Genomic DNA, 25333 nt, shown 5'->3' on the forward strand with positions numbered 1-25333 from the left:
CATTCCCAAAATTGTTTGGATTGCACCCATAAAGTGTTGTCAAGCCATATCTCTGGCGGGGGATATACAAACCAAGGGACGAATGTTGGGCATAAAACAAACTGCAGTGTTTGTGGTTTTGATTACATAGAAGCCCATAGTTGGTTGTATAACAATGCATTCGGTTGCTATATTTGCCGCAAATGCCCCGCACGATCATACAACGGACAATCTCCTTATGGCTATCATGATAAAGAAATGCAATAGCCGTCGGAAACATAAAATAGTTTCGTTCCTCACACCAATGAGCACAGCTGTAAATAATGCATGTTATTGCGAAATAGAGGCGGCAAACGTTTGCCGTCTTAAAAGGTTTATGGTATAATGAGGCCGAAACCAAAAGTTCGCCAAGCGAGCAAAAGAGGATTGTATGGAAATCTTACGCAACCGCAAATACTTTATATGCGATATGGACGGCGTCATCTACCACGGCAACAAATTGTTGCCCGGCGTCAAAGAGTTCGTCCGCTGGATGAAGGACGAAGGCAAGGAGTTTTTGTTCCTCACCAACGGCAGCGGCAAATCCCCCAAGGAATTGCACATGAAATTGTTGCGCATGGGGCTGGACGTAGGCGAGGATCACTTCTACACCAGCGCGTTGGCCACCGCCAAATTCCTCTCCAATCAACTGCCCGGTTGCAGCGTCTACGCCATCGGCGAGCCGGGGCTTCTCAACGCCCTCTACAACGAGGGGCTCACCTACAACGACGTAGATCCCGACTACGTAGTGGTGGGCGAGACTTTCTCCTACAACTGGGACCACATCTGCAAGGCCATGCGCTTGGTGCAGAACGGTGCCAAACTCATCGCCACCAACTCCGACCTCACCTACCCCGAGGAGCAAGGCATCGCCCCCGCCTGCCGCGCCCTCTGCGCCCCCATCGAGATCACAACGGGCCGCCAAGCCTACTACGTAGGCAAGCCCAACCCCCTGATGATGCGCACCGCCCTGCACATGATGCACGCCCACGGCCACGAGACGGCCATGATCGGCGACAATATGAAGACGGACATCATAGCGGGCATCGAGAGCGGTCTCGACTCCATTCTCGTCCTTTCGGGCGTCTCCACCAGGGAGAATATCGCGGAGTTCCCCTATCGCCCCCGCCTCATCATCAACGGCGTAGGCGACATAGTCCCCGGCTATAGCGACCGCGACTGATACCGTTACCGCCAAAAACGACGGGCTGTTGAGAATCGTTTTCTCGACAGCCCGTTTTTCGTACATATGCGCGAATATTGCTTTGTATCCTATTTACTATCGCAAGATTATCTCGCCTCGTCCGTGGCGACTTCTATCACCGTTGCCCCGTTTATCTCCACCAAGTAGCAGGCTTTCACCTTGCGCCCGAAGGCGTTTGCCGCCGCCTTGGCGTACAGTTCGAGTTGCATTCGATAGGTCTCGGCGAGCTTGTCGGGGCGCGAGGACAACTTGAAGTCCACCACGGTCAACCCGTCGTCCTCCACCATCAACAGGTCGATAACGCCCTGCACCAGCACGGTTTCGTCCGCATCAAAACAAATATCCCGCGCGTTCTCGCCCGACACGAAGCGCAGTTCGTGGTACGTCTTCACGCTCTCCTCGTTTACCTTTTGCATGAGGGGCAGCACCAAACACCGCGCCACTTTCTCGGCGTCTATGCCCTCGGCCTCTTCCGCCTCCAGCAGGTGTTCATCGACCAATCGCGCCAATTCCTCTTTCACGGCGTCGGCGTCCACGGCGCGGTAGGATATATGCTGAAATACCGTATGATACGCCGTGCCGCGCTGCATTTCTTCCTTGCCTTCGAGGAAGGATGGCAAGGGCAACTCTTTTTCGTAATGCCGATGATTGAGGGCGGTGACGGTGTACTTCTTTTCCAACTTTATCGCGTTCTCGTATCGATACGCCCTATCTTCCCGCACGTCGTCGAATTTACCCGATTCGTCCACGACTTTCACGCTTTCCGACGCGGGCGTATAATCCAATTCGTACGGCCACATATAACCTCTCAAAGACGGATCGCAATCCATCGCGTAGTTCAACCAGGTCATGAAGTTGTCGGTCGTAGCGGGGAAGTGATTGATTTCTTGCGTTTTCTCCCCCGTTTTTTTGTTCTTTTTCAAATCGACTTTTGCGCCCGTCATAAACAGATAGCATTGCGCTCTCGTCATCGCCACGTACAGTAGGCGCAGTCTGTCCTCGTTTTCTTTTAGGCTCTTGTTCAGTTTGATCACCGCTTTGGCAAAGGTATCGCTTTGTGTGCGCTCGGCCTTGTCGTAGTACACCATTCCCAAGCCCAAATCCTTATCCAATTCGATGGACTGCGCGCCGCCAGTGCTCCTATCGTCGTCCAACGCGGGCAGAATGACCGCGGGATATTCCAATCCCTTGCTCGCGTGTATCGTGCTCACCATCACGCGATCCAACGACGCGTCGACCGACACGTTTTTCAACTCGGTCACGGGAAATTTGTTGTAATAGGAGCAGAACGAGGTCAGGTTTTGCCCGAAATTCTTGCCCTCGATACCGGCGATAAAGAGTTCCAGCGCCGCCATACGCTCGGGGCCGTCCGGCTGCGCGTAGAGATAATCGACGTACCCCATGTCCACGATGCAGTCGCGGAACAAGGTAGATAGCGGCGTAAATGAAGCCGCGAAGGTGTATCTCTTCACGTTTTCGAGGAATTTTCTTACCCGTTCGGCAAGGGCGTCGTCCTTTTTCGCATACGCCGCGAAGGCTTGCCAATACGGCGCATACGTATCCGCGGAGGCCTTGCGTATCGCGGCCAATTCCGCGTCCGAGAAGCGACCGAACGCCGAACGAAGCACGGTCAACAATGGATAATCCTGCATGGCGTTGTCCAACACGTTGGCCAAGGCGATGAGGACGTTGACGTCTTTGATGCCCGTATCTCCCGCGAACGTGTCCATATTGAGGGGAATGCCCATTTGCAATAGCGTAGGAACGATACGCTTGTGCAAATTGCGCTTTTTCAACAGGATGGCGAAATGCCGATAGCCCATATACACTTCTTTCCCCTTGATGAGCACCTTTTCGTGCAAGTGGTTGCGGATGAAGTTGGCTATCGCCACGCCCTCTTTGTGTTCGACCGTTTTTTCGGCAAAAGCCGCCTCTTTCACGCTATACGTGCCCGTGCTCGGCTCGTCGTCTTCTTTCTCCTCGTCGTAGAAATAGAATTGCACGGCGTCTTTGTTAAAAGGCGTTTCTTCGAGCAACTCGAACCGCGACTCTTTTTCGTAATCGACGCCGCCGAATTCCTCGGTCATCAAGCGATCGAACACGCGATTGACCACGGAAAGGATGCACCTGTCCGAGCGGAAGTTCCTGCCGAACGTAATCGCCCGCTCGCGGTCTTCCGCCGACCAAGTGCGGAGAAGCCGCAGGAATATCTCGGGTTCCGCCTCGCGGAAGCGGTATATGCTTTGTTTGCTGTCGCCCACCACAAAGAGCCGCCCTACGGGGGCAATATAGCCGATAATGACGCTCTGCACGTGGTTGGTATCCTGAAATTCGTCCACAAAGACGTAATCGTGACGGGCGCGTATTTCCTCGCGTATCTTCTCATCCGACAGTATTTTGGTGGCGTACAATTCCAAATCGGCGAAGTCCACCACGGACAACTCTTTCTTTTGTTTGGCGTACAGCGCGGCAAACTCCAAGGTCAAATCACACAACTGCTTCACGAAGCCCGCGCTACCCATGTGCCTTTTGACCAATTCTTCGTACGTCCCCAATTCGGCGACGCTTTTTACTCTCTCTTTCAAGAACGATACGTACGCCTCTTTCCACAAATTGAAATTCGGATACGGTTTGCACGGGTAGAATCTATGTGCCTCGTCGGCAATTTCTCTATACGCCGCCAATATTTCTTTTACGCTCGTGGCGTCGGCGTATTTTCGGACGTACTCGTCGAGGCGCACGACGTGCTTCCAATAGGTCTCCTTCTCATATTTGGGCACTTCGCTTTTGATTGTCAACACGAGGCTCTCCACGCCTTGGCGGATCTCCACGGCCTTGTCGTGGATCAACGCGTAAAAATACTTCGCCAAACGCGTGTTTTCAAAGTTCACCCCGTACTCGTCGTTATAGATATCCCACAACCACTTCTCTCGGTCTGGTTGATTGGTCATGCGCTCGTAGATGTTTTTCAGCAAATCGAAAAGGTCGTCGTCTTTACGCAGATTCACCATCATACGCAAATCGTAGAACGAGTCGTCCCCCGTTTCTTCGCGCAGTTTTTCCTTTTCCTCGATCAACGCGTCGAACGCCTTGTACATCAATTCGTTGGCCGCGTCCTCTTCGATGATCCGCACCGAGGGCGACAAGGGAATCTGCTCGAAAAACTCCCGCACCAAGCCGTAGCAGTAGCCGTGAATGGTAGAAATATTCGCATAGGGCAAATCGTCGATTTGCTCCATCAACGCGGCGCGCTCCTCGGCGGTAACCACCGTCTTCATCTCCTCGTACAGGCGTTTGCGCAGTTTTTCCTTCATTTCCTTGGCGGCGGCCTCGGTAAAGGTCAACAGCGTCATTCTTCGCACGGGCGTACCGTTTTTCATCAAGTTATACGCCCGCTCGATCATCGTGCTCGTCTTGCCGCAGCCGGCACTTGCCGTCACGATGACGTTGTCGTTCGTCTTTTCTATCGCCTTCTTTTGATCTATCGTCCAACTCATAATTTCACCCGAAAAGAGGTCGTGTCCACCTTTACGCTTTCTCTTAGGTCGCGCTCCGTATTGTCGCACATATACTTTGCGTTGCAATATTTACAATCATCGTATTCATAGGGTTTTGCTTCGATGTAGCCCGTCTTGATTTCCGCCACCGCGGTTTCCATCACGCGACGGACATAATCGATTATGGCGTCGAGTTCACCTTCTTCCAGCGTTCGATCTCCCGTCACCGTATTCTTGAAATACTTGGCGCGAGCACTCCATTCTGCGTTCCAGGTGCTGTCCATCTCCCGCAGCAGTTCCTCGTCGTGGGGCGCATATCCCCTCAGGCTACCGATGGGCGCCTTCTCTTCGTTTTTCTGATAGGCGCCGCTTATTTGCTTGTAAAAGCCGCCTACGGGCATTTCGTTTTCCTGCCGCAACGCGCCGAGATAGGCGTAGAGTTGCACTTTCAGCCCGACGTACGCGTCCACCAAAGACACGCTGATCTTCCCCGTCTTATAGTCTACGACGTAATACTTTTCGATACCTGCCGCGCCGTCTTCGTAGCGGTCGATACGGTCTATCTTTCCCTTCAGTTTCACGCCGCCCAACTCGATAGAGGGATAGACGCCTTTCTCGTCGTCAAAATTCACTTCGAACTCACGCGGGGTGTACTTGCTGCGCCTTATCAACGCCACTTCGCGCGGCACGACCACGTGGCTTTCGCGGCGGATGCGCTCGATCTGCACCTTCTTTTCCGACGCGCCTATGCTCTCGTACCGAGGCTCGCTCAACACGGTGTCGAGCGCCGCGTCCACGCGTGTATCTACTTCGTCGTCTTTCATTTCATCGATACAAGCGCGGACGGCGGTTACGTCCCCCTTCTCGTCTTCGTAGATTTTCTTGAAGAAGTTTTCCAGTACCGCGTGCAGCACGTTGCCCGTATCCAGCGCGTCCAAGCCCGCCTCTTTGCGCTCCTTGGCGTGCAACCCGTGTTTTACGAAATGCAGGTAGGGACACTTGAAGTAGGTTTCCAACTGCGAAATACTCGTCTTGCCTTTCGGGAAGAAAAGTTCGGCCGAATTTTCGATTTTCTCTTCGTCGTTACGGAAGAGCGCGTCGTATTCCACGCCTTTTCCCACCTCATCCAACAATTCCCGCACCTCGGCGAAACAGTCTTCATCCATTCTGTCGCGCGCACGCAACATCACCTTGTACGCATTCTTTTTCGTGGCGATCTGCTCGGCGATGGTGTGATCCAATCCGTCGTAAACGTCGGGCGCCTCTTGCTCGTTGCCCGCTTCGTCCGCGATTTTCGGTTTCTCGTACAAAGACGCCAGCGAATTGACCAAGACGGACGGATACGTCTCGTTGCCCGCTTGGTCGCGCACGCTATAACTGACGTACAGTTTTTCCTCGGGGACGAGCAACAACTGTTCGAGATAAAACATCGCGTAGCGGCCTTCTTGCTTGGGCGAGGGATAGATGACGAAATCACGCGCCTGCATCGCGCCGAAGAACGCGTCCGACAGGATAGATCCCGCTTGAGGTACTTCGGGCAGCACGCCGTCGGCGGCCCCTATCACGAACATGGCCTTCACGCGGTCATAACGGCTGTCCTTGGCTTCGCCCACGTACACGCAATCAGCGCTTTGGGGCAATAGACTTATCTTCACGCTTTCCAAGGCCGACCGCAGCAACAGCAGAAACTTTTCGATGGCTCTTTCTTCCGCCGCCTTGGACGCTTCCTCGCCGTCGTAGCAGAGTTCGTCGCCCAGAAGACGCTTGGTCAGCGTCAACAATTCCCGCAACCGCTTGGGCACCTGTTCGCTGCGCTTCGCCCCCTCGACGAAGCCCAACTCTTCCTGCTTGGCGTGGAATACAGCGAATTTTTTATCGATATCGTACGCCGCGAGGAATGCGAGAATGGCGTCTACGAAGTCGCCCACCGTCCTACACGCCGACGTATCGATCTGCGCGGCCATAAAGGCCTTGCGCACGCATTCGGCTCTTTCGGGTTGATCGCCTTCCTTGATGTCGCGGTAGGTGAGCTCTTTGCCGAATCGGCTATAATCGATGCCGAACTTGCGGCAATAATTTTCAAAGTAGTCCACTTCCTTCGTCGAGCAGTCGAAGAAGGCGTTTTTCACCACTTTCATCACGCTGTCGAAGGCGTATCTTTGACGTTTTGCTTCCAGCCCGTCCAGCAAAAACCGCACCACCGGCTCATCCGAAAGCGTCACCTTCGTATCGCGGAAATAGGGTATGCCGTACTCGGCAAACACCGCGCGCAACACGTCGTCGTAGGCGTCGGCTTCGGCGCAAACGATCGCAATATCCCTATAACGGTACCCCTTTTCTCGTACCAATTTGCAAATCTCGGCGCACACCTCGCGTATTTCGGCGGTAGCGTCGGGGCTGTGGAACAGGCGGAAAGGTTGCACGATGGGCGCGGGCGTCGTTTCATATCCAAAGAGATCGTTTTCCAATACGGCCTTTATAGGCGAAAGGGGCTCGTACACCCGCTCGGTATTCACGAACAGGCCGCTGTTTTTCGCGTACTTCACCAGTTCCTCGCGCAAATCGGCGGGGTAGATGCGGCGGTTGGATTTGCCGACGTCTTCTCCGATAAACCCCACGTGCACCCCCTTTGCGTATTGCATCAGGGACTCTATGACGTTGTACTGCATACGGTTGAAGCAGTAGAAGTCCACGACGAAGTACTCGGTCGCCGCCACGTCCTCGCTTTGGGGTATGGCATTCACCAACGCTTGCAGGCGCGACGTAGGGTCGAGTTGGTCGCCCAGCACTTGGATATAGCGGCTGTAAATCGTGGCCATATCCGTCATCTTGTCCTTCATTCGCCCGCCCGTTTTTTCTGCGGCGGCCAAGAGATTCTCGGCGGATATGCCGCTGTCGCGTATGGCCACCAACGCGCTGTACATCTCGTTGGCAAAGCCGTTCAACGCGCACGCGTTGCGAAAAAAGACCAATTCGTCCTTCACCTGATACAGCGCCTTGGACAACAGCATCGTACAGCCTTCGGGCGTCAAGCAATCTCGGGCGGCGTTGCCTAAAACGCGCACGGCGAGCCGCGCGAACGTCAGCACCTCGATATTGACGGTCGAGCCGAAGCGCTTCGCGATGCTCTCTTCCATAGCCAGCGTATCGCGGTCGGGCACCAGCACGACTTGTTTACGCCCTACGTCCGCGGACAATTTATTCAAAATGTGTTCGGACAACCCCCGCAAAGTATTTCCCGCATAAAAGGTTACGTTTCCCATTGTTTTCTCCTCAGCGTAACGGTTTTCAAAAGGACATTAGTATAAAAAGCAACTCGTTGATTTTTATACTATACATTTATATTAGTCTATCTTTTTTCAAATTGCAATATAATGATTGATATTTTTTCATTTGTTTGGTATAATAGGTTAAATCGCAAATTATGAGGATATCTATGAAAAAGGTTTTATTAGTCCTTGCCGTGGTCGTCATAGCCTTGAGCACCGTATTCGGCGCCATCGCATGCAGCAACGTCAACCAAATCAATTTCATATCGGTCGTTGCGCGTGATTACGAGCAATACACCTACATCGTCTACGAAGTCGTGTCCACCACCGAGAAGAACGCGATAGGCACCTTCACCTATTCCTTCAAACGCATCGTCGTCCCCGACGGCAACGTCACCAAGTACGTCTTGAACGACAAAGAATATACCTTCTCTTCGGGCGGCGTCATCAAAACCCAACTCAACGTCACCGAAGGCACCTACAAGGGCGAGAACGTCACGAGCGAAGTCCTTTTTCAAAACGCCTTCTCCCCCATCGCCTCCAAAAAGGTGTACAACGCGTTCTCAGACGGTGCGGCGGACGAGGCGCGTTCGTACGTCAGCGTCATCGACTATACCGCCAAGAAGAATATCAGCATCACCGTCAACGGCAAAGAGCAGACCTTCAAAAAGCCCAACTACTGCTACGACAACGACACCTTGTACAGCCTTGCCCGCGGTAGCGATATTTCCCGTCAAAGCTATTCCCTGTCCGTCGCCGGCGTAGACAATCTACAGGGCGGCACCCGCACGATAGTCATGGCCAAAATGGTCAATCCCGTTAGTCTGGACGTTCCCTTTATGAGCGCCGAACCGCTTTCGGCCACCTGCGTGGCCATCACCGCCGCCGCCAAGTACGGCTCGGGCACTTCGGGCTACGTCTACTTCGTGCCCTCCTATCGCCACACCGATTCCACCGGCAAGCAGATCGACCTCAACAAGGTCCCCGTCCGCATAGACGAAGGCAAATATATGTACGTCCTCACCGCCATCAGCACCGAGGAATAAACGCAGATTTTTTCCCTCAAAAACCATTAGCCCAAAACAAATATCCATCGGCCAAGCCGATGGATATTTTATGGATTTTTCCACAACTCGCGCTCTGCGCGAACTTCACGCAAGGCTATGCCTTGCACTTCACTTGCAATGCAAACTTCACTTCGCCGAAAGGCGAAACTTCACGTTTGCATAAAGCGTGGCTTTATGCAAGACGTAGCGCTATCTCCATCATCGCCGTAAAGGATTTTTGCCTCTCCTCGGACGTGGTTATCTCGTCGGGGTAGACGAAACTATCGCTCACCGTGCAGATACACAGCGCCTTTTTCCCCGCTCTTGCGGCGTTGCAATACAAGGCGGCCGATTCCATTTCCACGCCCAGCACGCCCATTTTGGCCCATTCCATACCCGACGCCGCGTCGTCGTAGAACACGTCGGACGACAGGATATTGCCCACCTTATAGCGGACGCCCGCTTCCTCGCACAACTCGGCGGCTCGGCGCACCAACCCAAAGTCGGCTATGGGCGCGAAGGTACCGGGCAAGCGATACTGCGCGGCGTAATTGCCGTTGGTACACGCCGCTTGCGCGATGATAATATCCCGTATATGCAAGTCCTTGTCGAACGAACCGCACGAACCGATGCGCACGATATTCTCCACACCGTAGAAGTTGAACAATTCGTAGGAATAGATGCCGATGGAGGGCTGCCCCATGCCCGACGCCATCACGGACACGCGCTTGCCTTGGTAGTAGCCGGTATATCCCAACATACCGCGCACCTCGTTCACCAACACGGCGTTATCGAGGTAATTCTCGGCGATAAACTTTGCGCGAAGAGGATCTCCGGGCATCAATACGGTTTGGGCGAAATCGCCCGCTTTGGCTTGAATATGGGGGGTAGGTATAGGCATAATTCGCTCCTTTCGCCCTTTCGGCGGTCTTTTCTCTCTGTTATTTTTCTTCCATTGCCTTGACGGCTTTGACCACGCGGCTCGTACCCAAGCGCGACGCGCCCAAGCGCAAAAACGCCTCCGCGTCCTCGAGGTTGGCGATACCGCCCGCCGCCTTTATTTTGACGCCCTCGTCCACGTTGGCGGCAAACAAGGCCACGTCTTCCTTGGTGGCGCCGCCCGTGCCGAACCCCGTCGATGTCTTGATATAGTCGGCTTTGGCCGCGCTGACTATGCGGCACGCCCGCACCTTCTCCTCTTCACTTAGGTAGCAGGTCTCCACGATGACTTTGAGCAAGCGCCCGCGGCAGGCCTTTTTGACTGCTTCTATCTCGGCTTGCACGTAGGCGTCTTCGCCCGCTTTCAACTTGCCGATATTGATGACCATATCGATTTCGTCCGCGCCCGCCTTTACGGCGTCTTCGGTCTCATACACCTTTACCGCCGTCGTATTGTACCCGTTGGGGAAGCCGATGACGGTGCACACCTTGAGCCTATCGCCCACGTACCGTTTGGCCTCGCCCACGTAGCACGGCGGAATGCACACGGACGCGGTGCCGTACTTCATGCCGTCGTCGCATATCTTTCGGATATCTTCCCAACCCGCCGTTCGACCGAGCAAGGTATGGTCGCACTTTGCCAAAATCTCTTTCACGTCCATCATATCGTCGTCCTCTCTCTACGCATATACTCGTTATACGCTTTTACGCACGCTCTCTTGCGCTGTCGGCGAGTTTCACCGCACGCGCAAACCTTTCGAGCGCCCGACCACTTTCTTTGTCCGCGCGCTCTACTTCCATTCTACCACGCTTCCCCGTCTTGTCAAGACTCGATCGCCAAAACAATGGGGCCCAAAAAATCATTTATCGACAATCATTCTGTCCGCAACGCCGCGCTCACCAATTGTTTCGAGCGCTCGGTCAACGCACCCTGCGCCTTCATTTCGCGCAAGGTATTACGGTCCACCCACCGATAAGCCGACGTCTCCCCTTCTTGCATGGTTACCGCCAGCTTATCGCAATCGGTTTTGCAATAATATTCGTAGTATATCGTATGATTCTGCGGGTTGACCGTGCGGGCTTTCCATTCCAGCACGTCCGCCGCTATCCCCGTTTCTTCCCGCAATTCGCGCTTGGCGCAATCCTCGGGCGCTTCCCCTCGTAGGGCCGAGCCGCCCGCCGTCACTTCCCACAGCCCGCCGAACCGCTTATTGGCGGCGCGTTGCATCGCAAGGTACGTCCCGTCCGCGTGCTCTACCGCCACGTCGCACACCAAGTGATATACGCCCTCGGGCATTCGTTCGCCGCGCACGAGCGTCACCCCCTCCACGAGGTTGCCGCATTCGTCGTAAGCGTCCCAGATTTCCATACAACGTACCCCCCCCTATTGGCTACAATCTCGGATCTCCGTGCAAGCGGTAGGGCACGAAACTTCGTCCATACCCTCGCCTCTCTCAACGCTTTTTCTATCTCGGGATCGATTTTGAAACTCCTCGCCCCCATCGGCGGCAGGACGGCGCGCCCTCTATCGGTCATCAGCCCCAACCGTTCCAATCGGCGTACGCGTTCCTTATTGAGTTCCGTCCACATACCGTCCGCTCTTCTCGGCGAAAAGCGTTGCCATCGCACACCGTCCACGGGCTTCACCGTGCTGTCTATCCAGCCGAAGCACAGCGCCTCCTCCACGGCGTCGAGATAATACAAAACCCCGTCGTCCGCTTGGGGTTGCCCCCGCTTTACGACCAACCAACACTCGGATTCTTTCTCTCCGTTTTCGGCAAGCCATGCCCGAAAATCCTTTCTCGACCGTATTGCCAACAAGTTTTGCATCGTCTTCTTTCCAATAAAGGTTTTTCGCATTAATTCCATCGGCGATTCAAGCAGTTATTCGTAGCGCTTGTCACCGCCTAATCCGCGTCCTCGTCCATGGTTTCCAGCAAAAAACTCACGGGGCGAAATCCGTCGTTGCACGAGATCATCGCCGACCGTCCGTTCTTCATCCAGCCGCCGTAAAAGTCGGATGCGCCGTGCGCCAATGCCAGTACGAAAGGAGACACCGTATCCCAGGCGCTATCGCAAAATCCTTGGGGCTTCGCCCACCCGTTCGCCACGAAAACTTGCCCCACGCACATTCCGCAAGCGTGCTCCAAGGGATTTTCGTATTCTTCCATCAAATCCTTGTATTCCGCCACCTTTTTGACGGTTATTCTTACTTTTTTCATAGTCTTATTCGTCCTCGTTCCGTCTTCCCTATTTATCTTCGTCCGTCTTGTCCTTGGGCTTGCCGGGGTGCGTCGGCTCGTCTATTTGCAGATAGCCGTCCACCTTGGCCGCTATCTGGTATTTGTCCTCGTACACGATCTCGCCCGGCGTATTGGTGTAGACGAGATAATACGGTTGGTGGTAGCGTTCCAGCAGCCACAACGCGGGGCGGATCATTTTTAGCATTTCGTCCGCGTTCTCGGTCTTGAACCAGCACACCACGGGCTCGCGGTTCATACATTGCGGCGGCCAAGGCAAATTCTCCGCGAACCAATCGTCTATTTCACGATAGAGGTCCTCGTCCTCTTTGTCCATCACCTCGTTTTGTATGAGTTGCCAGCACATACTGAACACGCCCTTTGCGTACATCGTATTACGCGCAAGGCTCTTGCCCTGTATTCTCACGTACTTAAAAGATACCGCCATACAATTCTCCTTCCTATCTACCGCAATGCACTATCAATCGTTCGGTTTCCGGTCTTATCATACGGTCCTCCTCTCCCGATAGCGCAACGCGTTTTGGGGTTTCACACTTCTTTTCACCCGATACACACGGCTTTTTTCGTCAAATTTTACGCTTAATTGCGTAGCGCCTGTGCATTATTACAAATCTTTATCCAACACGTAGTAGACGTGATCTTTGGGCAAATCGGACAACTCTCCCGCGACGTTATACCCGTTTTTCAAAAAGAACCCGACGTTCCAATCGTACACCTCTTCGACGATTAACTTGTGCGCGCCTTTTTCCTTGGCTTTCTTCTCGAAGCGCGTCAATAGCCTTGTGCCCACCCCGTCGTTTGGATAGATTTGAACCTCTTTTATGAGATATGACACCAAATACCGTCGTTCTTCCTCTGTCATTATATCATAGAATGCTCCGAATGTCTTTAACATTTCATAGATATTTTCTACCGTCACTCGTTCTTTTTCGATAGACTCCTTTCGCAAATTGGCGTCGTCAAGACAAGATTCGATTTCACTAATTGTATCGTACAACAAATCAAGCCGCTTTGTCATGTCCGCGATCTTTCGCTAGCGATGAGTTGCTTCCATCGGCATCGTGTCGATTTCGTGTTCCAACCGAGTTTATTGGCGATAACTTCTTTCGGTTTTTTCTCATAATTTGCTATCTCGGTATCAATCTGCGTAGTGTCGATCTCCTGCGATACGCTTCTAATTCGATGATTTCAACACCAATTCCAAATTGCTTGATTTCGGTTTCATTCCCAATCGTTCATAAAATGCGATGGCACCGTCGTTTCCTTCCCAAACATTCAAAGTTATTTCATAACAACTGAGGCGTAACGCTTCTTCTTTTACGTAATCAAACAAGGCTGTTCCTATATGCTTCCCTCGCGCCGATTCGTCCACACAAAGATCATCGATATATAAAGACCGAAAAGGCACAAGAAAAGGTTGGACGGTCGGCTCTCTAACAATACAAAGCGCATGTCCCAGAACTCTCTCGTTTTCATCCACAGCGACATAACAACGTCGGCTTTTATCGTTTATTATCTCAATCACTTCATCATAAGAATACTTCGTCGTTCCGGAGACGAACATATCGGGTCTGATCTTGGCGTGAAGTTCAAGGACTTGCTGCAACAAAGCAAGTATCTCTTCGGCATCTTTTTCTTGCGCGACTCTGACGGTTATCATTTTTCAAAACCTCTTTTTTTATTATAAGCTTTATCCTCGTAAAGCGCACGTGAAAGTAATGACACCGTTTTCCCATTTTGCCGAGATTTCGCCGTGATATTCTTTGCAGATGTTTTCCGCGATGGACAGACCTATTCCGTAACCGCCTTTATCGATATTATGCGAGGTGTCCTGTCGATAAAAACGATCGAAAAATCTTGTGTAGTCCACGGTCGCACCATCCTTATAATCGTTGGAAACAGCAAGCGTCATCGTTTCTTTTTTGCCTTTGGACAAATAAACGGTTATCGTACCTTTTTCATCGCAATACTTCATAGCATTGTCTAAAAGAATGGTGGCAAGTTGCCGTATTTTCCCTTCATTCCCTATCATAGAAAGGTTGTCTTCGATCTGTTTTACCAAAGACTTTTCTTGTTGCGTAGCGACGGCGATATAGGTATCCGTCGTCTGTTCCACCGCGACGGAAACGTTGAACGGTACCGCTTTCTCTTCGGCGTTTGCTTTTTCGTCTGATTTGGCGATCATGACGAGATTTTTGATAAGTCCGTCGATGCGATCCACTTGTGCGAGCGTTGACTGGGTCCACTCGTTTTCGCCCGCCGTCATTTCCAACAACTCGGTGTTGGCGCGAATAACGGCAAGGGGCGTCTTCAATTCGTGGCTCGCATTGGTAATAAATTCTTTTTGCCGACGATTGTTCTCGATCTCGGGGCGGATGGCATAGGCGGAAATCCGATAGATCAACAGAAACATTCCCATAAGAACGATGACGAAAATCGCTAAACTTAAAAAAAGAATACGATAGATCATGGATAATTCGCTTTCGCAATTCAAAAGCACGATCGTATAGCTTCCGTCGGCATTCGTCGTCTTTTGGTAATAATAGCTGCCTTCGCGACCGAAATCTTTGTTGCCGCTTTGCAGTATTTCGGCACGCGAAATAACCTCTTCGGACACCTTTTCCGGCGTATTGGTGCGAACGGTATAGCTCCCGTCCTCTTTGAAAACAAAGACATAAAAAAGATTGTTGCTTAGTTGCGGAGAGAAAATGTCGTCCATCGACGGCGCGGAAAAATTGTGCATTTGTTCTTGTACCGGTTGCTCGGAAAGTCCGTCCAACCGTTTATGAACGGACGATAAAGTAAAGAAAAATACGGACAGATTGATCGCCGTTACGATAAAAATCATAACGAAAAACAGGGAAAGCATTGCGATCCCAATAAATTTTTTTCTTAATCTCCGAATATCTGCCGCGTTCATTTTTCCTCCGTTGTCAGTAAAAATTCACCGCCTTTTGTTCCGTTTATGGTGACCGTTGAACCGACCGCTCTCAATTTTCCTTTCAGATACGATATATATAGCCATAAAGTATCGGCGTCGGCGTTTTCGTCTCTTTTCCACACCCTTTCCAAAAGTGTTCCGCTTGAAAGCGGCACGTCGGCGTTTTTCATCAAGACTTGCATCAATTCATATTCTTTAACGGACAATCGAATGGAATTCTTTGCCGAAAGTTCATAGTTATCCGGATCCAATTCCAATCCGCAAAAAGAGACTCGTTCCGTATTGTAATCCGAACTGCGTCGGCAAGCGGAGCGAATACGGGCAAGTAATTCTTTCATGGCAAACGGTTTTGGAAGATAATCGTCCGCGCCCGCGTCCAATCCCGCCACGCGGTCTTCGATCTCCGCCTTTGCCGTCAGCATAATGACGGGCGAAGTGATATGCCTTTTTCTAAGTTCGGTGAGTACTTCCAGCCCGTCTTTTTTCGGCATCATGATGTCCAGTATTATGCAATCGTACGCGTTTGTTTTCAGGCGTTCAAGCGCTTCTTCTCCGTCAAAAACGCTGTCCACGTCATACTTTTCAATCGTCAGGGCGGTCGAGACCGCCTTATTGAGATCTTTCGTGTCTTCCGCAAATAAAATTTTCATTCTACCATCCTCTGCTTTCTACTATCATATCGCGTATCGCCTGCATAGAAACGTCGGTAGACGCCAGTTCGTCCGCGCAACGTTTCAATTCAGCCTTGATAAGCTCCGCGTTTGTCACCACGTTCTTCTTGTATTTCAAGTGATGCTCGAGCGCCGCCCACGTGTCCATCGAGATCGTCCTTAGTTGTATTTCCACAAAATACCCTTCCGCCGTCTTCAGGATCATATGATAACTCCTGTATCCGTTGGGCTTTACGTTACGGATATAATCTTTTTCGGTTACGATCTCATAATCGGGGAATGATCGAAGGTATTCCGCTACTTTATAAACGTCTCCGACAAACGCGCAAACGATCCTGACACCGATGGCGTCGGTCAATACGCGAAGCGCGCTCTCCGTGTTTTCCGGTAAGCCGTTTCTTCTGCACTTTTCGCGCATACTATCTTCCGCTTTGATACGGGAAAGACAATGTTCGATCGGGTCCATACCGTAGTTTTCGGTCAGATTTTTACGAAGAGCCTCTATCCTATCAAGGATATCTCCCATCGTCTTTTCCATTTTCGGCAAATGATCTCCGTAGATAGACTGCATTCTTGTTGCTCCTTTTTCGATTTATGCTTTTATTGTAAAAACGTCGATTAATTTTTACCTAAAGAATAACATTCTTCATCAATAGTTTCCTTTCAAGGCTCTTTTCGGATCCTTTTGGTGGACGCTTGCTTATTGTACCTGCAGTACAACTACGCGCACTTTCACCAAAATGCTCTCGAAAATCCCTCTTTCAAGGTGCGTAGCATTTTGAGTAGCGAGGGGGCGCCTCGGAAGATAGGGGAACAAGGAAGACGTACTCGTTAAGGCAAGGCAAACGACTGAAATAATACTTGACGTATTATAAAGGAGTTTAACACAGCCTTAACCGCCCTATCGCCGCTCAAAAAAGCTGTTGATGGAGTATGTTATTCTAAAGATCACCGATATGTAGAATGGAACAATTAACCTACCGTGGTAGCGCGCGAACTCTGCGTCCACGTATAAGTAGTCGAACCGTTGGTGATCGTGTAGGTGCTACCGGTCGTAAACCCGGAATAACTCATCCACAGCCCTTTATACGTCGTGCCGAGCGTAAAAGTAAACAGCGTCGTACCCGAAGAATTCTTGACGTACCACGTCCCCGAAGAGAAGGAATACGCCGTAGAACTGCTGCTACCGGACGAGGAACTGCTTCCCGGTCTTCCGCCGCCTCCCGGACCACCCGATCCGCCTCCGCCCATACCGGACGAGCCGCAACTGAATTTCACATAACATTGCGATGAGCTTGAGGGTAATCCCGCAGGCGTACCGGCGCACACGAAGATACCCCCTGTGATCGTACAGGTACCGTCGATATCAAAACCGGACATATTGCCGCTGGTGTCACTCGTTGCGTCGCGAGTAATGACCGTACCGCCCGTCTGCGTATAATTACCGTTACTGTCAATACCGTCGGTATCGCCCGAAGGCACCGTTACGTCGAGCGTAGCTCCGGCGTAAACATAAATGCAAGGCGTATAAGAAGTCGTACCGGCAGAAGCGTTGATGCCGTCGTCATAAGCGTAGATCGTCGTCGTGCCGCCACGGAAATACAGGTAGACGGCTTGCATACCTTCGCGAGCGTAAGTAATATCGACCGTTCCGCCCGAGATCGTCGCCGAGTAATCGGCAAGAATGCCTTGGTCCATCGTATAGAGAGTTAAAGTACCACCGGAAACGGTGACCGTACCCGCGCCGTTGTCATTGTTTGCGTGAATGGCGTCGTCATACGATTTGATATAGATCGTCCCACCCGATATCGTGATATCGTCATACGATTTGATACCCTTGGTCGAATCGGAAGAATAGGACGTTTTCGTTACGGAAATCGTACTGCTCGAAACAGACAGCCTCAGCGCATTGTACGTACTCGTAAGGTAACTCGTCGAAGCAAGTGAAGAAGATTTTGCACTGTACGAACTCGTCGAGGGTTCCGTCACGCTGCTTGTAAACCGATACACGGTAAAGTAGGTATACTCGGACGCGTACGACTTGAACTTATAGTAATAATAGGACGACTCGTACGTCTTATAGGTAGGCGTAACCCACGCGTAATCGGAAGATGAGTTGTAGAAATACACGGCATACCAATAGCTCGAAGAGTAAGAAGAAATCGCAAGGTAAGCGTCGCTCGATACGCCCGTATTGGTATAGGAAGAATAAGAGGACGTGTAGACGGTAATGCTTGTCGAAGACCCGCTTATACTCACGCTGTCGCTTCCCGTAATGCCGTCGTACGCGGCGTAAACGGTAAGAGAACCGCCCGTTATGGTAACGTCACCGGAGGATGATTTTATCCCGTCGCCCGCATACGAACGAACGATGATTGTACCGCCGGAAACGTCTACGTCGCTTCCCGTAATGCCGTTGTCATAACTGTTGATTGTGATCGTACCGTCGGTGATCGTCGTCGTACCGTCCGCCGCAATTCCGTCGTCTTCAGCAAGTTCTACCGTGACTATGCCGCCTGCAATCGTAATGTTTCCGTCCGTTGACAGTCCGCTTTCGAGCGTACCGGCATTGGCGTGGATACCGTCTTCCACCGCTTTGACGACTACCGTCGCATCGGTCAAGGTAATATTATTTGCCGATTTGATCCCTTTTGCCGAAGCGCCCGCCGTAGCGTACGTTCCCGTTTTCGTCGTCGCATAATCTCCGGTATAGACGTAGACCGTCGTGTCGGAACCGCTGATATTGACGTCATAAGCCGAGTCGATGCCGTCGCGATTGGCGTAAATATACACGGTGCCGCTCTCGATATCGACCGTACCTTCTTGGGTTCCAGAACTCTTCGTTCCGTTGTCCGAAGTCTGCAATCCGTCTCCGTCTTTGGCAATTGCGGTAACGACGGCGGAAGAACCGATCTCTATGGATTTTTCCCCTTTCAATGCGTCGTTGACTGCCGTGACGGTCAAAGTCACTTTCTTAATGGTAAGGTCTTTCTTGGTGTGGATACCGTTTTTGTATGTGCTTGAAATAATAAGCGTACCGGAGTCTTTCGTCACGTTCAGATCGCAAGAAGAATACACCGCCGCCGAACCGTTACTGTACGTTCCGCTTGCGCTTCTCGTGTCGGAAAGCGTGTTCGTCGTACCGGCAACCGCCACCAAATAAACTTTGTCGGCGTTGTTTACGTACACGACGGAATCGGAGGAATTGGCGATGGAAACGCCGTTCAAGTACAGATAAACGCTGTCGTCGTCACCCGCGTTCACGTAGAGTTGCGCGTATTCCGCATCTCCGGAAATGTAATAAGAACCTGCGGTAGAAATGGTATAGACCTCGTATCCGTTCGTTTTGACGTAGGAGTACTCTCCGTCTTCGGTCGAGATTGTCAAAGAACCTTGCACCGCGCCGCAAACCGAGCAGACGCCGTTTTCGTAGTTATGTCCACTCGCCGGGATCGTTATATCGCCGACGGAAATATCTTCATGATCCACATCGAAATAACCGCCGCATACCGAGCAAGTATAATAGGCGATACTGCCGTCTTCCGTACAAGTCGCCGCAACAGCCGCATTCAACGAAGAATATGTATGTCCGGTCGCCGCGATCACGAGATCGTTTTCACTTACCGCGACGTACTCCTCGTTTTCATAAATAAAGAGGGTCTGACAGCCGGAACAAACGCAGAACGCTTTCGTACCCGTCGCTGTGCAGGTCGGAGAAACCGCGGCTACCATGTTGCTGTAATTGTGACCGTATGCGGAAAGGGTGACGTCGGCAAGGCTGTCGCCGAGATATTCGCCGTCTTCGTCGTAATAGCACTCACAGATGGTACAATAACGATAAGATAAGTTTCCGTCCGTCGTGCAGGTCGGCGAAATCGCCGCCGTCGATTCGCCCGAATAACTATGGGCAAGAAGAGCGATCAAAATACCGCCGACGACATACTCCGCGTCGTTTTCCGAATATAATTCGTCATCGAAGAAACACTTGTCGCAAGTAGCGCAATACCAATATTCCACGTTTCCGTACGAAGTGCAAGTGGCACTCGTCGCGTCGTAATGCGTCAGATCGTGCCCGAGTGCAGACAACGTTTCGGTTTTGTTTTCCGCGTCCCGGTTGCCATACGTAGCGGTATACGTCCTGACACCCGACAAAGTGCAAGTCGGTGCCGTCGTGATCGAATTCGTCACCGTTGCGTCATAGTAAGCGACGTGTGAAGCGTCATGCGAGCAAACGTATTTCACTTGCGCCGTGTAGGCGTCCGGCATTAGATCCCATACGTATGAATCGAATATATAGTCGTGTCCGAGAGCGTTGACAGCTATCGCCGTGCGAGAAACTTCCGCTTCGCATACAGTGCAATAGACAACGCTGTCATAGCTTCCACTCGAGGTGCAAGTCGCTTCCGCAACGTTTTCACGGACTGCCTCCCCGTTCATATGCCCGAGAGCATTGATCGTCATAGTTGTGCGGGATATTTCCTCCCCGCAAACGGTGCAATAAACGACGCTGTCGTAACTTCCCGCCGTCGTGCAGGTTGCGGCAACGATGTTTTCTTGCACGGCTTCCGCGCTTGTATGTCCTTTGGCTGAAACTTCGGTATAAACGGAAGAAAGAATGTCTCCGCAAACCGAGCAGTACGTCACGTAATCGTAGCTGCCCCCTTCGGTACAGGTATTTTCCGTCACGTTATCGTAGCGAACGGCTTGCGTATGAGAAGGCGCCGCCAAAACGGTATTTTCCTGCAAAATTTCGTTTTCGGAATAAGTGCCGTCGTCGGTAAAATACCTTTCGCAAACGGAACAATACCAATACTCGATATTGCCGTCGGCACCCGATCCCCGGCAGGTAGGCGCCGTATAGGGATAATGCGTGAACGTATGACCGAGAGCCGGTATCGTTTCCGTTGTATTTTCGGCATCTTCTTCGGCGCACGTGGCCGTATACATTCTGACGCCCGCTACGGTGCAAGTCGGTTCAACGGTGACGGAAGAAAGGACGTCCGCTTCGACAAAATAGAAATGTTCTTCGTCGTGTACGCAAACGTATTTTGCCTGCGCGGCATAATCACCCTCTATACTCATATCCCACACGTATGCGGAAAACTCATAGTCGTATCCGAGCATAGAAAGAACCGTCCGGTCAAGCGTCGTTTGATTTTCTCCATCCGCATCGGTAAAATATTTTTCGCAAACAGAGCAATAATAATAGTCGATATTGCCGTCTTCCGTACAAGTCGCTGCCACTCCTTCCGTCTTTTCCATCGTATGCCCGAGAGCGGGAATAATGGTTGCGCTTTGACTTGGGAAAGGCGTATAATTGCCGTCCATAAAGTACACGTCGCAACGGTCGCAATGACGATATTCGTAATTGCCGTCTTCCGTACAAGTGGGCGCGACGGCTTCTGTGAGCGTTACGTTGTGTCCAAGCGCGGCGATCACGACGCTTTCCGCGTCGGTATAGGCGGTCGAATAGGAGCCATCGTCCGTCAGATACTCTTTACACCGAGTACAATACCAATATTCCGTATGTCCGTCTTCCGTACAAGTGGGGGCGGTCTCGGTATAGTTGACAAGAATGTGCCCGGTTTTTGCGATTATTAGATCCTCTTCGCTGTTTCCGATCGTCTTTCCGTAGCTATCAATATAATATTCGCACACGGGACAAACGCGATAACCTTTGACGCCGTCCGTCGTACAGGTCGCAGAGACCTTCGCCACCCATTCTCCCGTGGCAACGTGACCGGTCGCAGCAATTTTGACACCGTCTGAAGTCGATTTGTTTTGAGAAAACGTTTCGTCGTCCAAATAATATCCGCCGCACGTTTCGCAGTACCAGTATTCAACGTTTCCCTTTTCTGTACAAGTCGGTTCGGCAGCGTCCGCGTGCGTCGTAAACGTATGCCCGGTCGCCGCGACGGTGACGGCAGACAGCGTCGTCTCATTTTTCGCGGTTTCGTCCGAATAATACTTTTTACAATCGGAACAATACCAATATTCTTTACTCCCACCCGTTGTGCAGGTCGCTTCTACCGCCTCGTGATGAACGAGGGTGTGAGTGTGCGATGAGGACGACGTACTCGTCGTCCCCAATTGACAGCCGTAGAATAAAAGCACGGACAGCAGTATCGTTACCGATAAAAGAAATACCGACTTCGGAGATATTTTATATTTTTTCATGATTGTTTCTCCTTATTATGTAACTTTGAATAGGATAAAATTACAGACTTTTTGCGTCATCTACGTACGGAAGTACACTGATCTCAAGGTTCCCGTTGCGAATGCGCAGTTCGTCGATCATTTCTTTTTCTTCCGCGGGATTTTTCATCACGATACGATACGATAGCCTGAACATACTTCCCATGCCGGTGGTCTTTACGCCCACCATCTCGTGTTCTTTGAGATAATGCGTAAAGGTGGCGTCAAAGACGTCGGAATAATTAAGCGTTTCGGGAATAGTGATCTTAAGCAGTTTTTCCCGCGCAAATTTCTTGCTTTTGAAGATCGGCAAATAAGACAATCCAACGTATAATCCGCCGAAGAGGAGCAAACTGATCGCGCCGTATGCGGCGTATCCCAACCCGAAAACAAGTCCCGCTACCACCGTGCCGAGCAAAGTCAGCATCTCTTCCGCTTTTCCGTTGGTCGAACGGAATCTGACAAGCCCAAGCGCAACGGCGATGGTCGCTATTCTCGATACCGTTTCCGTCGCTCCGGTAAGAAAAGTTCCCAAAAGGCAAATGGCAATGGATACCATCATCGGCATAAGCGCAAGCGTAATAAAAAATCCTTTGGATGATCTTTGCCTGCGTGAAACGATAAAAGCATACAACACGCCAAAAACAAGCGACAGCCCTACCATTAAAAACACCATACCCACGGTCGTTCCGTTTGTAAAAATCGAATTAAACATAATTATATCTCCTTTTTCTTTACTTACCAAGCACTCTGTATGCTTGTCTTTTGTACGCTTCACCGTATTTGGAAAAGCTTGCTTTGTATATCTTTCCTTCCGCTAAAATCGCGGACAGCCACAACGGCATGGCTTCTTGTACTTTGACCTCGAGAATGGTTTGTCCTTCTTTAAGAAGAGACGTTCCTTCCATCGAAGTCGTAAGGTTCAGATCTTGTACGCGATACCTCGGATTGTGATCGATGGTAAGACGCAAGTCGCCGTCCCGTTCAAAATAGGCGATGCGGTCGTAGATAATGAGACACGCCGGGACAAGGACTTTGTAATAATCGCGGAAATATGATATTTCCCTTGCTATCTGTCCGTCTGCGCAAATCTCACCGTCTCCCCGAAAAAAGGCTTCCACGTTGGGAATCGTACTGGAGACCCTACGCTTATAGACGATCTTGTCCGTTTTCCGCTTGAGTTCGAGAAAGACGGGGCTTTCATTCGTCGCAATTCCGTAAGACCGTAAGCGAATTTTCTCTTTGAACGGCGGTTTTTCGATGGACGCGCGTATCAGTCGATAATCGGACGTGTCGTAGTAAAGGGAAGCAATAGACGTCAAACCGTATTTATCCATCTCCATGTGTCCTACGAGTCGTTCTTTCAAAAACGCCGTCTGCTCGGCGGAAAGTATGTACTTCATCTCATATCGTTTCATAACGACGATGGGCTTTTCTTTTGCCATACTTACCTCCTTACAGTTCGATTTTCAATCGGAACAAACCGTCCTTTATCTCCGCGCTTATCCGTCCGCCGTGCAGCGTTACGATCTCTTTTGCCACGGACAATCCGAGTCCCGCTCCGTCCAAACCGCTTTCTCTGACTTCCGGACTTCTCCAAAATCTTTCAAAGACACTATCCAAAGGACCGTCTTCCAGCCCGACCGTGTCGTTGACGAATTCCATCACGACGCGGGCATCTTCTTTCTTCAACCGTACTTCTACTTTGCTATGCGCATAATCGACCGCGTTTTTCAAAGAAACGGATAGCAATCTTTCGACGGCTGCTTCGTCTCCCGTCAACGTCACGCCATTTTCAATATCTGCGTCGATTATCTTTTCTTGCTTTTGCGCTTCGCTTTGGTTCAAGGATACCGTTTCCGTCATCATTTGGGATAAATCGATTTCTTTCCATTGTGCCTTCGGCGACGCGTTCTCGATCAAAAGAAGCGTGTCCAATCCTTGTACCACTTTCGTCAGGTGCTTGGTTTCCCTCGCGATCATCTGTGTTTCCTGCGTCTCGCCTTGCTTCTTTTCCAAAGTAAGACGTAATGCGTCGATGGCTACGATGGGATTTTTCAGTTCAAACGCCGCGTCTTCGATAAAGCGTTTTTGCTTTCTGTCGCTCTTTTCCACGGGATCGGAAACGATCCTTGCCACGTATATAAGCACAATCAACGTGATCAGCATTCCCACGGCTTCGCCTATGCAAGAAGCAATCAATACCCGATACGAAGGCAGAAGTTCTCGTGATTGGTCTATGACGGTCACCGAGATCGTATCTCCGTTTTGCCACACGCGGTAGCGGTAATAGGTTTTCGTCCACCCGCTTTTCTTGTCTGTCAGCGACTTTGCCCATTCCACGGCGGTTTCCTCGTTGACGGCATTCATACGGATCGTTTCATTTACTACGTTACCGCCTTGGTTGAACGTGATCGTAAAGAAACGTGTCGTCTGACTCAGTTCTGGAGAATCGGGTCCTTTCGGTCCGCGCGGATCGAAATTATTTTCTTGCGGCGTCTGGGGACGATCTCCGTTTGACGTTTCTCCGCCCGGCACGCTATTATCCGAAAAAGTCCCGCCTTCTCCAACCATACGGTCGAGTATCCTGTCGGCGTCGGACGCGACCAAAGAGAAATTTACGAGATTGATGACGAGAAGGATTGCCGTCAGCAAGGTAAACACCGACAAAAGCGAGGTGATTATGAATTTTTTTCGCAATTTTTTTATCATACGCTCACCACCTTATATCCGTTTTCGGAATAGACGATTTTTTGTTTTTCCCCGATTTTCGATAGGCGTACATTCGTCGCCCGAACGAATGCCAATACACTTCCCGCGTCGTCCGGGACAAACTCCTTTATTCGATCGCCGGATAGAACACTCTCTTTTTTCAAACCGGCCATCAGTTTTCTTTGCTGAAAAAGAAGATTTTCATAGTCTACGGGTTTTTCATCTATCAACGCCTCGACAAGTGCGATCAATTTTTGCGCCGAAAAAGGCTTCGGGATCAAGGCGTCCATACCGTATCCGTCGGACAAGTCTTTTTCGTTTATTTCCGATTGGGGCAGGATACCGATCGCTTTGATCGATACCCCGCGTTGTTTTGCCAGATTTACAAGCGTCGCCCCGTCTATACGCGGAAGTTGGGTTTCGGCTATCAGCAAGTCATACGATTTATTTGCCAAACGTTCCAGTGCCTGCACGCCGTCGTTGGCGGCATCCGCTTCTATGCCATACTCCGTGAAAAGTATTTGCAAGGAAGTAGCAATCGATCGATATTGTTCTGCAAGTAAAATCTTCATGATTTTAT

The 25333-nt window shown here is 51.0% G+C and carries 20 protein-coding genes; 2 read left to right on the forward strand and 18 right to left on the reverse strand.

Going from position 1 to position 25333, the window contains the following annotated elements; all coding sequences use genetic code 11:
• The first annotated feature begins 409 nt into the window (after positions 1–409).
• A complete protein-coding gene (locus II896_02845; GenBank protein ID MBQ4443583.1) occupies positions 410–1201 on the forward strand; it encodes an HAD family hydrolase in 792 nt (263 codons plus the stop codon).
• 107 nt (positions 1202–1308) lie between these two features.
• Here II896_02845 and II896_02850 read toward each other — a convergent pair whose 3' ends face one another.
• Together II896_02850 and II896_02855 are read right to left on the reverse strand one after the other, a co-directional pair.
• Positions 1309–4719 (reverse strand): UvrD-helicase domain-containing protein, encoded by a 3411-nt coding sequence (locus tag II896_02850; GenBank protein ID MBQ4443584.1) that lies wholly within the window; start codon positions 4717–4719, stop codon positions 1309–1311.
• Positions 4716–7982 (reverse strand): PD-(D/E)XK nuclease family protein, encoded by a 3267-nt coding sequence (locus tag II896_02855; GenBank protein ID MBQ4443585.1) that lies wholly within the window; start codon positions 7980–7982, stop codon positions 4716–4718. Before II896_02855 ends, II896_02850 begins: the two co-directional genes overlap by 4 nt.
• 173 nt (positions 7983–8155) lie before the next feature.
• Between II896_02855 and II896_02860 the strand changes: the two genes are divergently transcribed.
• Entirely contained in the window at positions 8156–9034 is an 879-nt protein-coding gene (locus II896_02860; protein MBQ4443586.1) for a hypothetical protein, read from the forward strand.
• Between the two features lie 193 nt (positions 9035–9227).
• Here the strand turns inward: II896_02860 and deoD are convergent, their stop codons facing one another.
• The 16 genes from deoD to II896_02940 all read right to left on the reverse strand — a co-directional run bounded on the left by deoD (position 9228) and on the right by II896_02940 (position 25325).
• Positions 9228–9935: a purine-nucleoside phosphorylase gene (gene deoD, locus II896_02865; protein ID MBQ4443587.1), complete on the reverse strand. Its 708-nt coding sequence runs from the start codon at positions 9933–9935 to the stop codon at positions 9228–9230.
• Between the two features lie 40 nt (positions 9936–9975).
• The gene (gene deoC / locus II896_02870; GenBank protein ID MBQ4443588.1) at positions 9976–10635 is read right to left on the reverse strand and encodes a deoxyribose-phosphate aldolase; all 660 of its coding nucleotides are present in this window, start codon (positions 10633–10635) and stop codon (positions 9976–9978) included.
• Positions 10636–10847: 212 nt separating this feature from the next.
• Positions 10848–11342 (reverse strand): NUDIX hydrolase, encoded by a 495-nt coding sequence (locus II896_02875; GenBank protein ID MBQ4443589.1) that lies wholly within the window; start codon positions 11340–11342, stop codon positions 10848–10850.
• On the reverse strand, positions 11291–11803 hold the full coding sequence (locus tag II896_02880; GenBank protein MBQ4443590.1) for a thymidylate synthase: 513 nt from the start codon (positions 11801–11803) through the stop codon (positions 11291–11293). The genes II896_02875 and II896_02880 overlap by 52 nt, the downstream gene beginning before the upstream one ends.
• A 77-nt stretch (positions 11804–11880) precedes the next feature.
• Complete coding sequence (locus II896_02885) at positions 11881–12195, reverse strand: TIGR04076 family protein (protein MBQ4443591.1); 315 nt, start codon at positions 12193–12195, stop codon at positions 11881–11883.
• Between the two features lie 28 nt (positions 12196–12223).
• Positions 12224–12661: a hypothetical protein gene (locus II896_02890; GenBank protein MBQ4443592.1), complete on the reverse strand. Its 438-nt coding sequence runs from the start codon at positions 12659–12661 to the stop codon at positions 12224–12226.
• A gap of 177 nt (positions 12662–12838) precedes the next feature.
• A complete protein-coding gene (locus II896_02895) occupies positions 12839–13129 on the reverse strand; it encodes a GNAT family N-acetyltransferase (protein MBQ4443593.1) in 291 nt (96 codons plus the stop codon).
• Positions 13130–13408: 279 nt separating this feature from the next.
• Positions 13409–13891, reverse strand: coding sequence for a GNAT family N-acetyltransferase (locus tag II896_02900; protein ID MBQ4443594.1), 483 nt, complete (start codon positions 13889–13891; stop codon positions 13409–13411).
• Positions 13892–13924: 33 nt separating this feature from the next.
• Complete coding sequence (locus II896_02905) at positions 13925–15154, reverse strand: HAMP domain-containing histidine kinase (protein MBQ4443595.1); 1230 nt, start codon at positions 15152–15154, stop codon at positions 13925–13927.
• Complete coding sequence (locus II896_02910; GenBank protein ID MBQ4443596.1) at positions 15151–15825, reverse strand: response regulator transcription factor; 675 nt, start codon at positions 15823–15825, stop codon at positions 15151–15153. The genes II896_02905 and II896_02910 overlap by 4 nt, the downstream gene beginning before the upstream one ends.
• A gap of 1 nt (position 15826) precedes the next feature.
• Positions 15827–16417: a GTP pyrophosphokinase family protein gene (locus II896_02915; protein MBQ4443597.1), complete on the reverse strand. Its 591-nt coding sequence runs from the start codon at positions 16415–16417 to the stop codon at positions 15827–15829.
• A 401-nt stretch (positions 16418–16818) separates the two neighbouring features.
• Positions 16819–22023: a carbohydrate-binding domain-containing protein gene (locus II896_02920; GenBank protein MBQ4443598.1), complete on the reverse strand. Its 5205-nt coding sequence runs from the start codon at positions 22021–22023 to the stop codon at positions 16819–16821.
• Between the two features lie 40 nt (positions 22024–22063).
• The gene (locus II896_02925; GenBank protein MBQ4443599.1) at positions 22064–22756 is read right to left on the reverse strand and encodes a DUF4956 domain-containing protein; all 693 of its coding nucleotides are present in this window, start codon (positions 22754–22756) and stop codon (positions 22064–22066) included.
• Between the two features lie 19 nt (positions 22757–22775).
• Positions 22776–23486, reverse strand: coding sequence for a polyphosphate polymerase domain-containing protein (locus II896_02930; GenBank protein ID MBQ4443600.1), 711 nt, complete (start codon positions 23484–23486; stop codon positions 22776–22778).
• A gap of 10 nt (positions 23487–23496) precedes the next feature.
• Positions 23497–24615: a HAMP domain-containing histidine kinase gene (locus II896_02935; protein MBQ4443601.1), complete on the reverse strand. Its 1119-nt coding sequence runs from the start codon at positions 24613–24615 to the stop codon at positions 23497–23499.
• A gap of 134 nt (positions 24616–24749) precedes the next feature.
• Complete coding sequence (locus II896_02940) at positions 24750–25325, reverse strand: response regulator (protein ID MBQ4443602.1); 576 nt, start codon at positions 25323–25325, stop codon at positions 24750–24752.
• Positions 25326–25333: the final 8 nt, after the last annotated feature.

The sequence above is a fragment of the Clostridia bacterium genome (assembly GCA_017394805.1).
In the GTDB taxonomy this organism is placed as follows: Bacteria; Bacillota; Clostridia; order Christensenellales; family CAG-1252; genus RUG14300.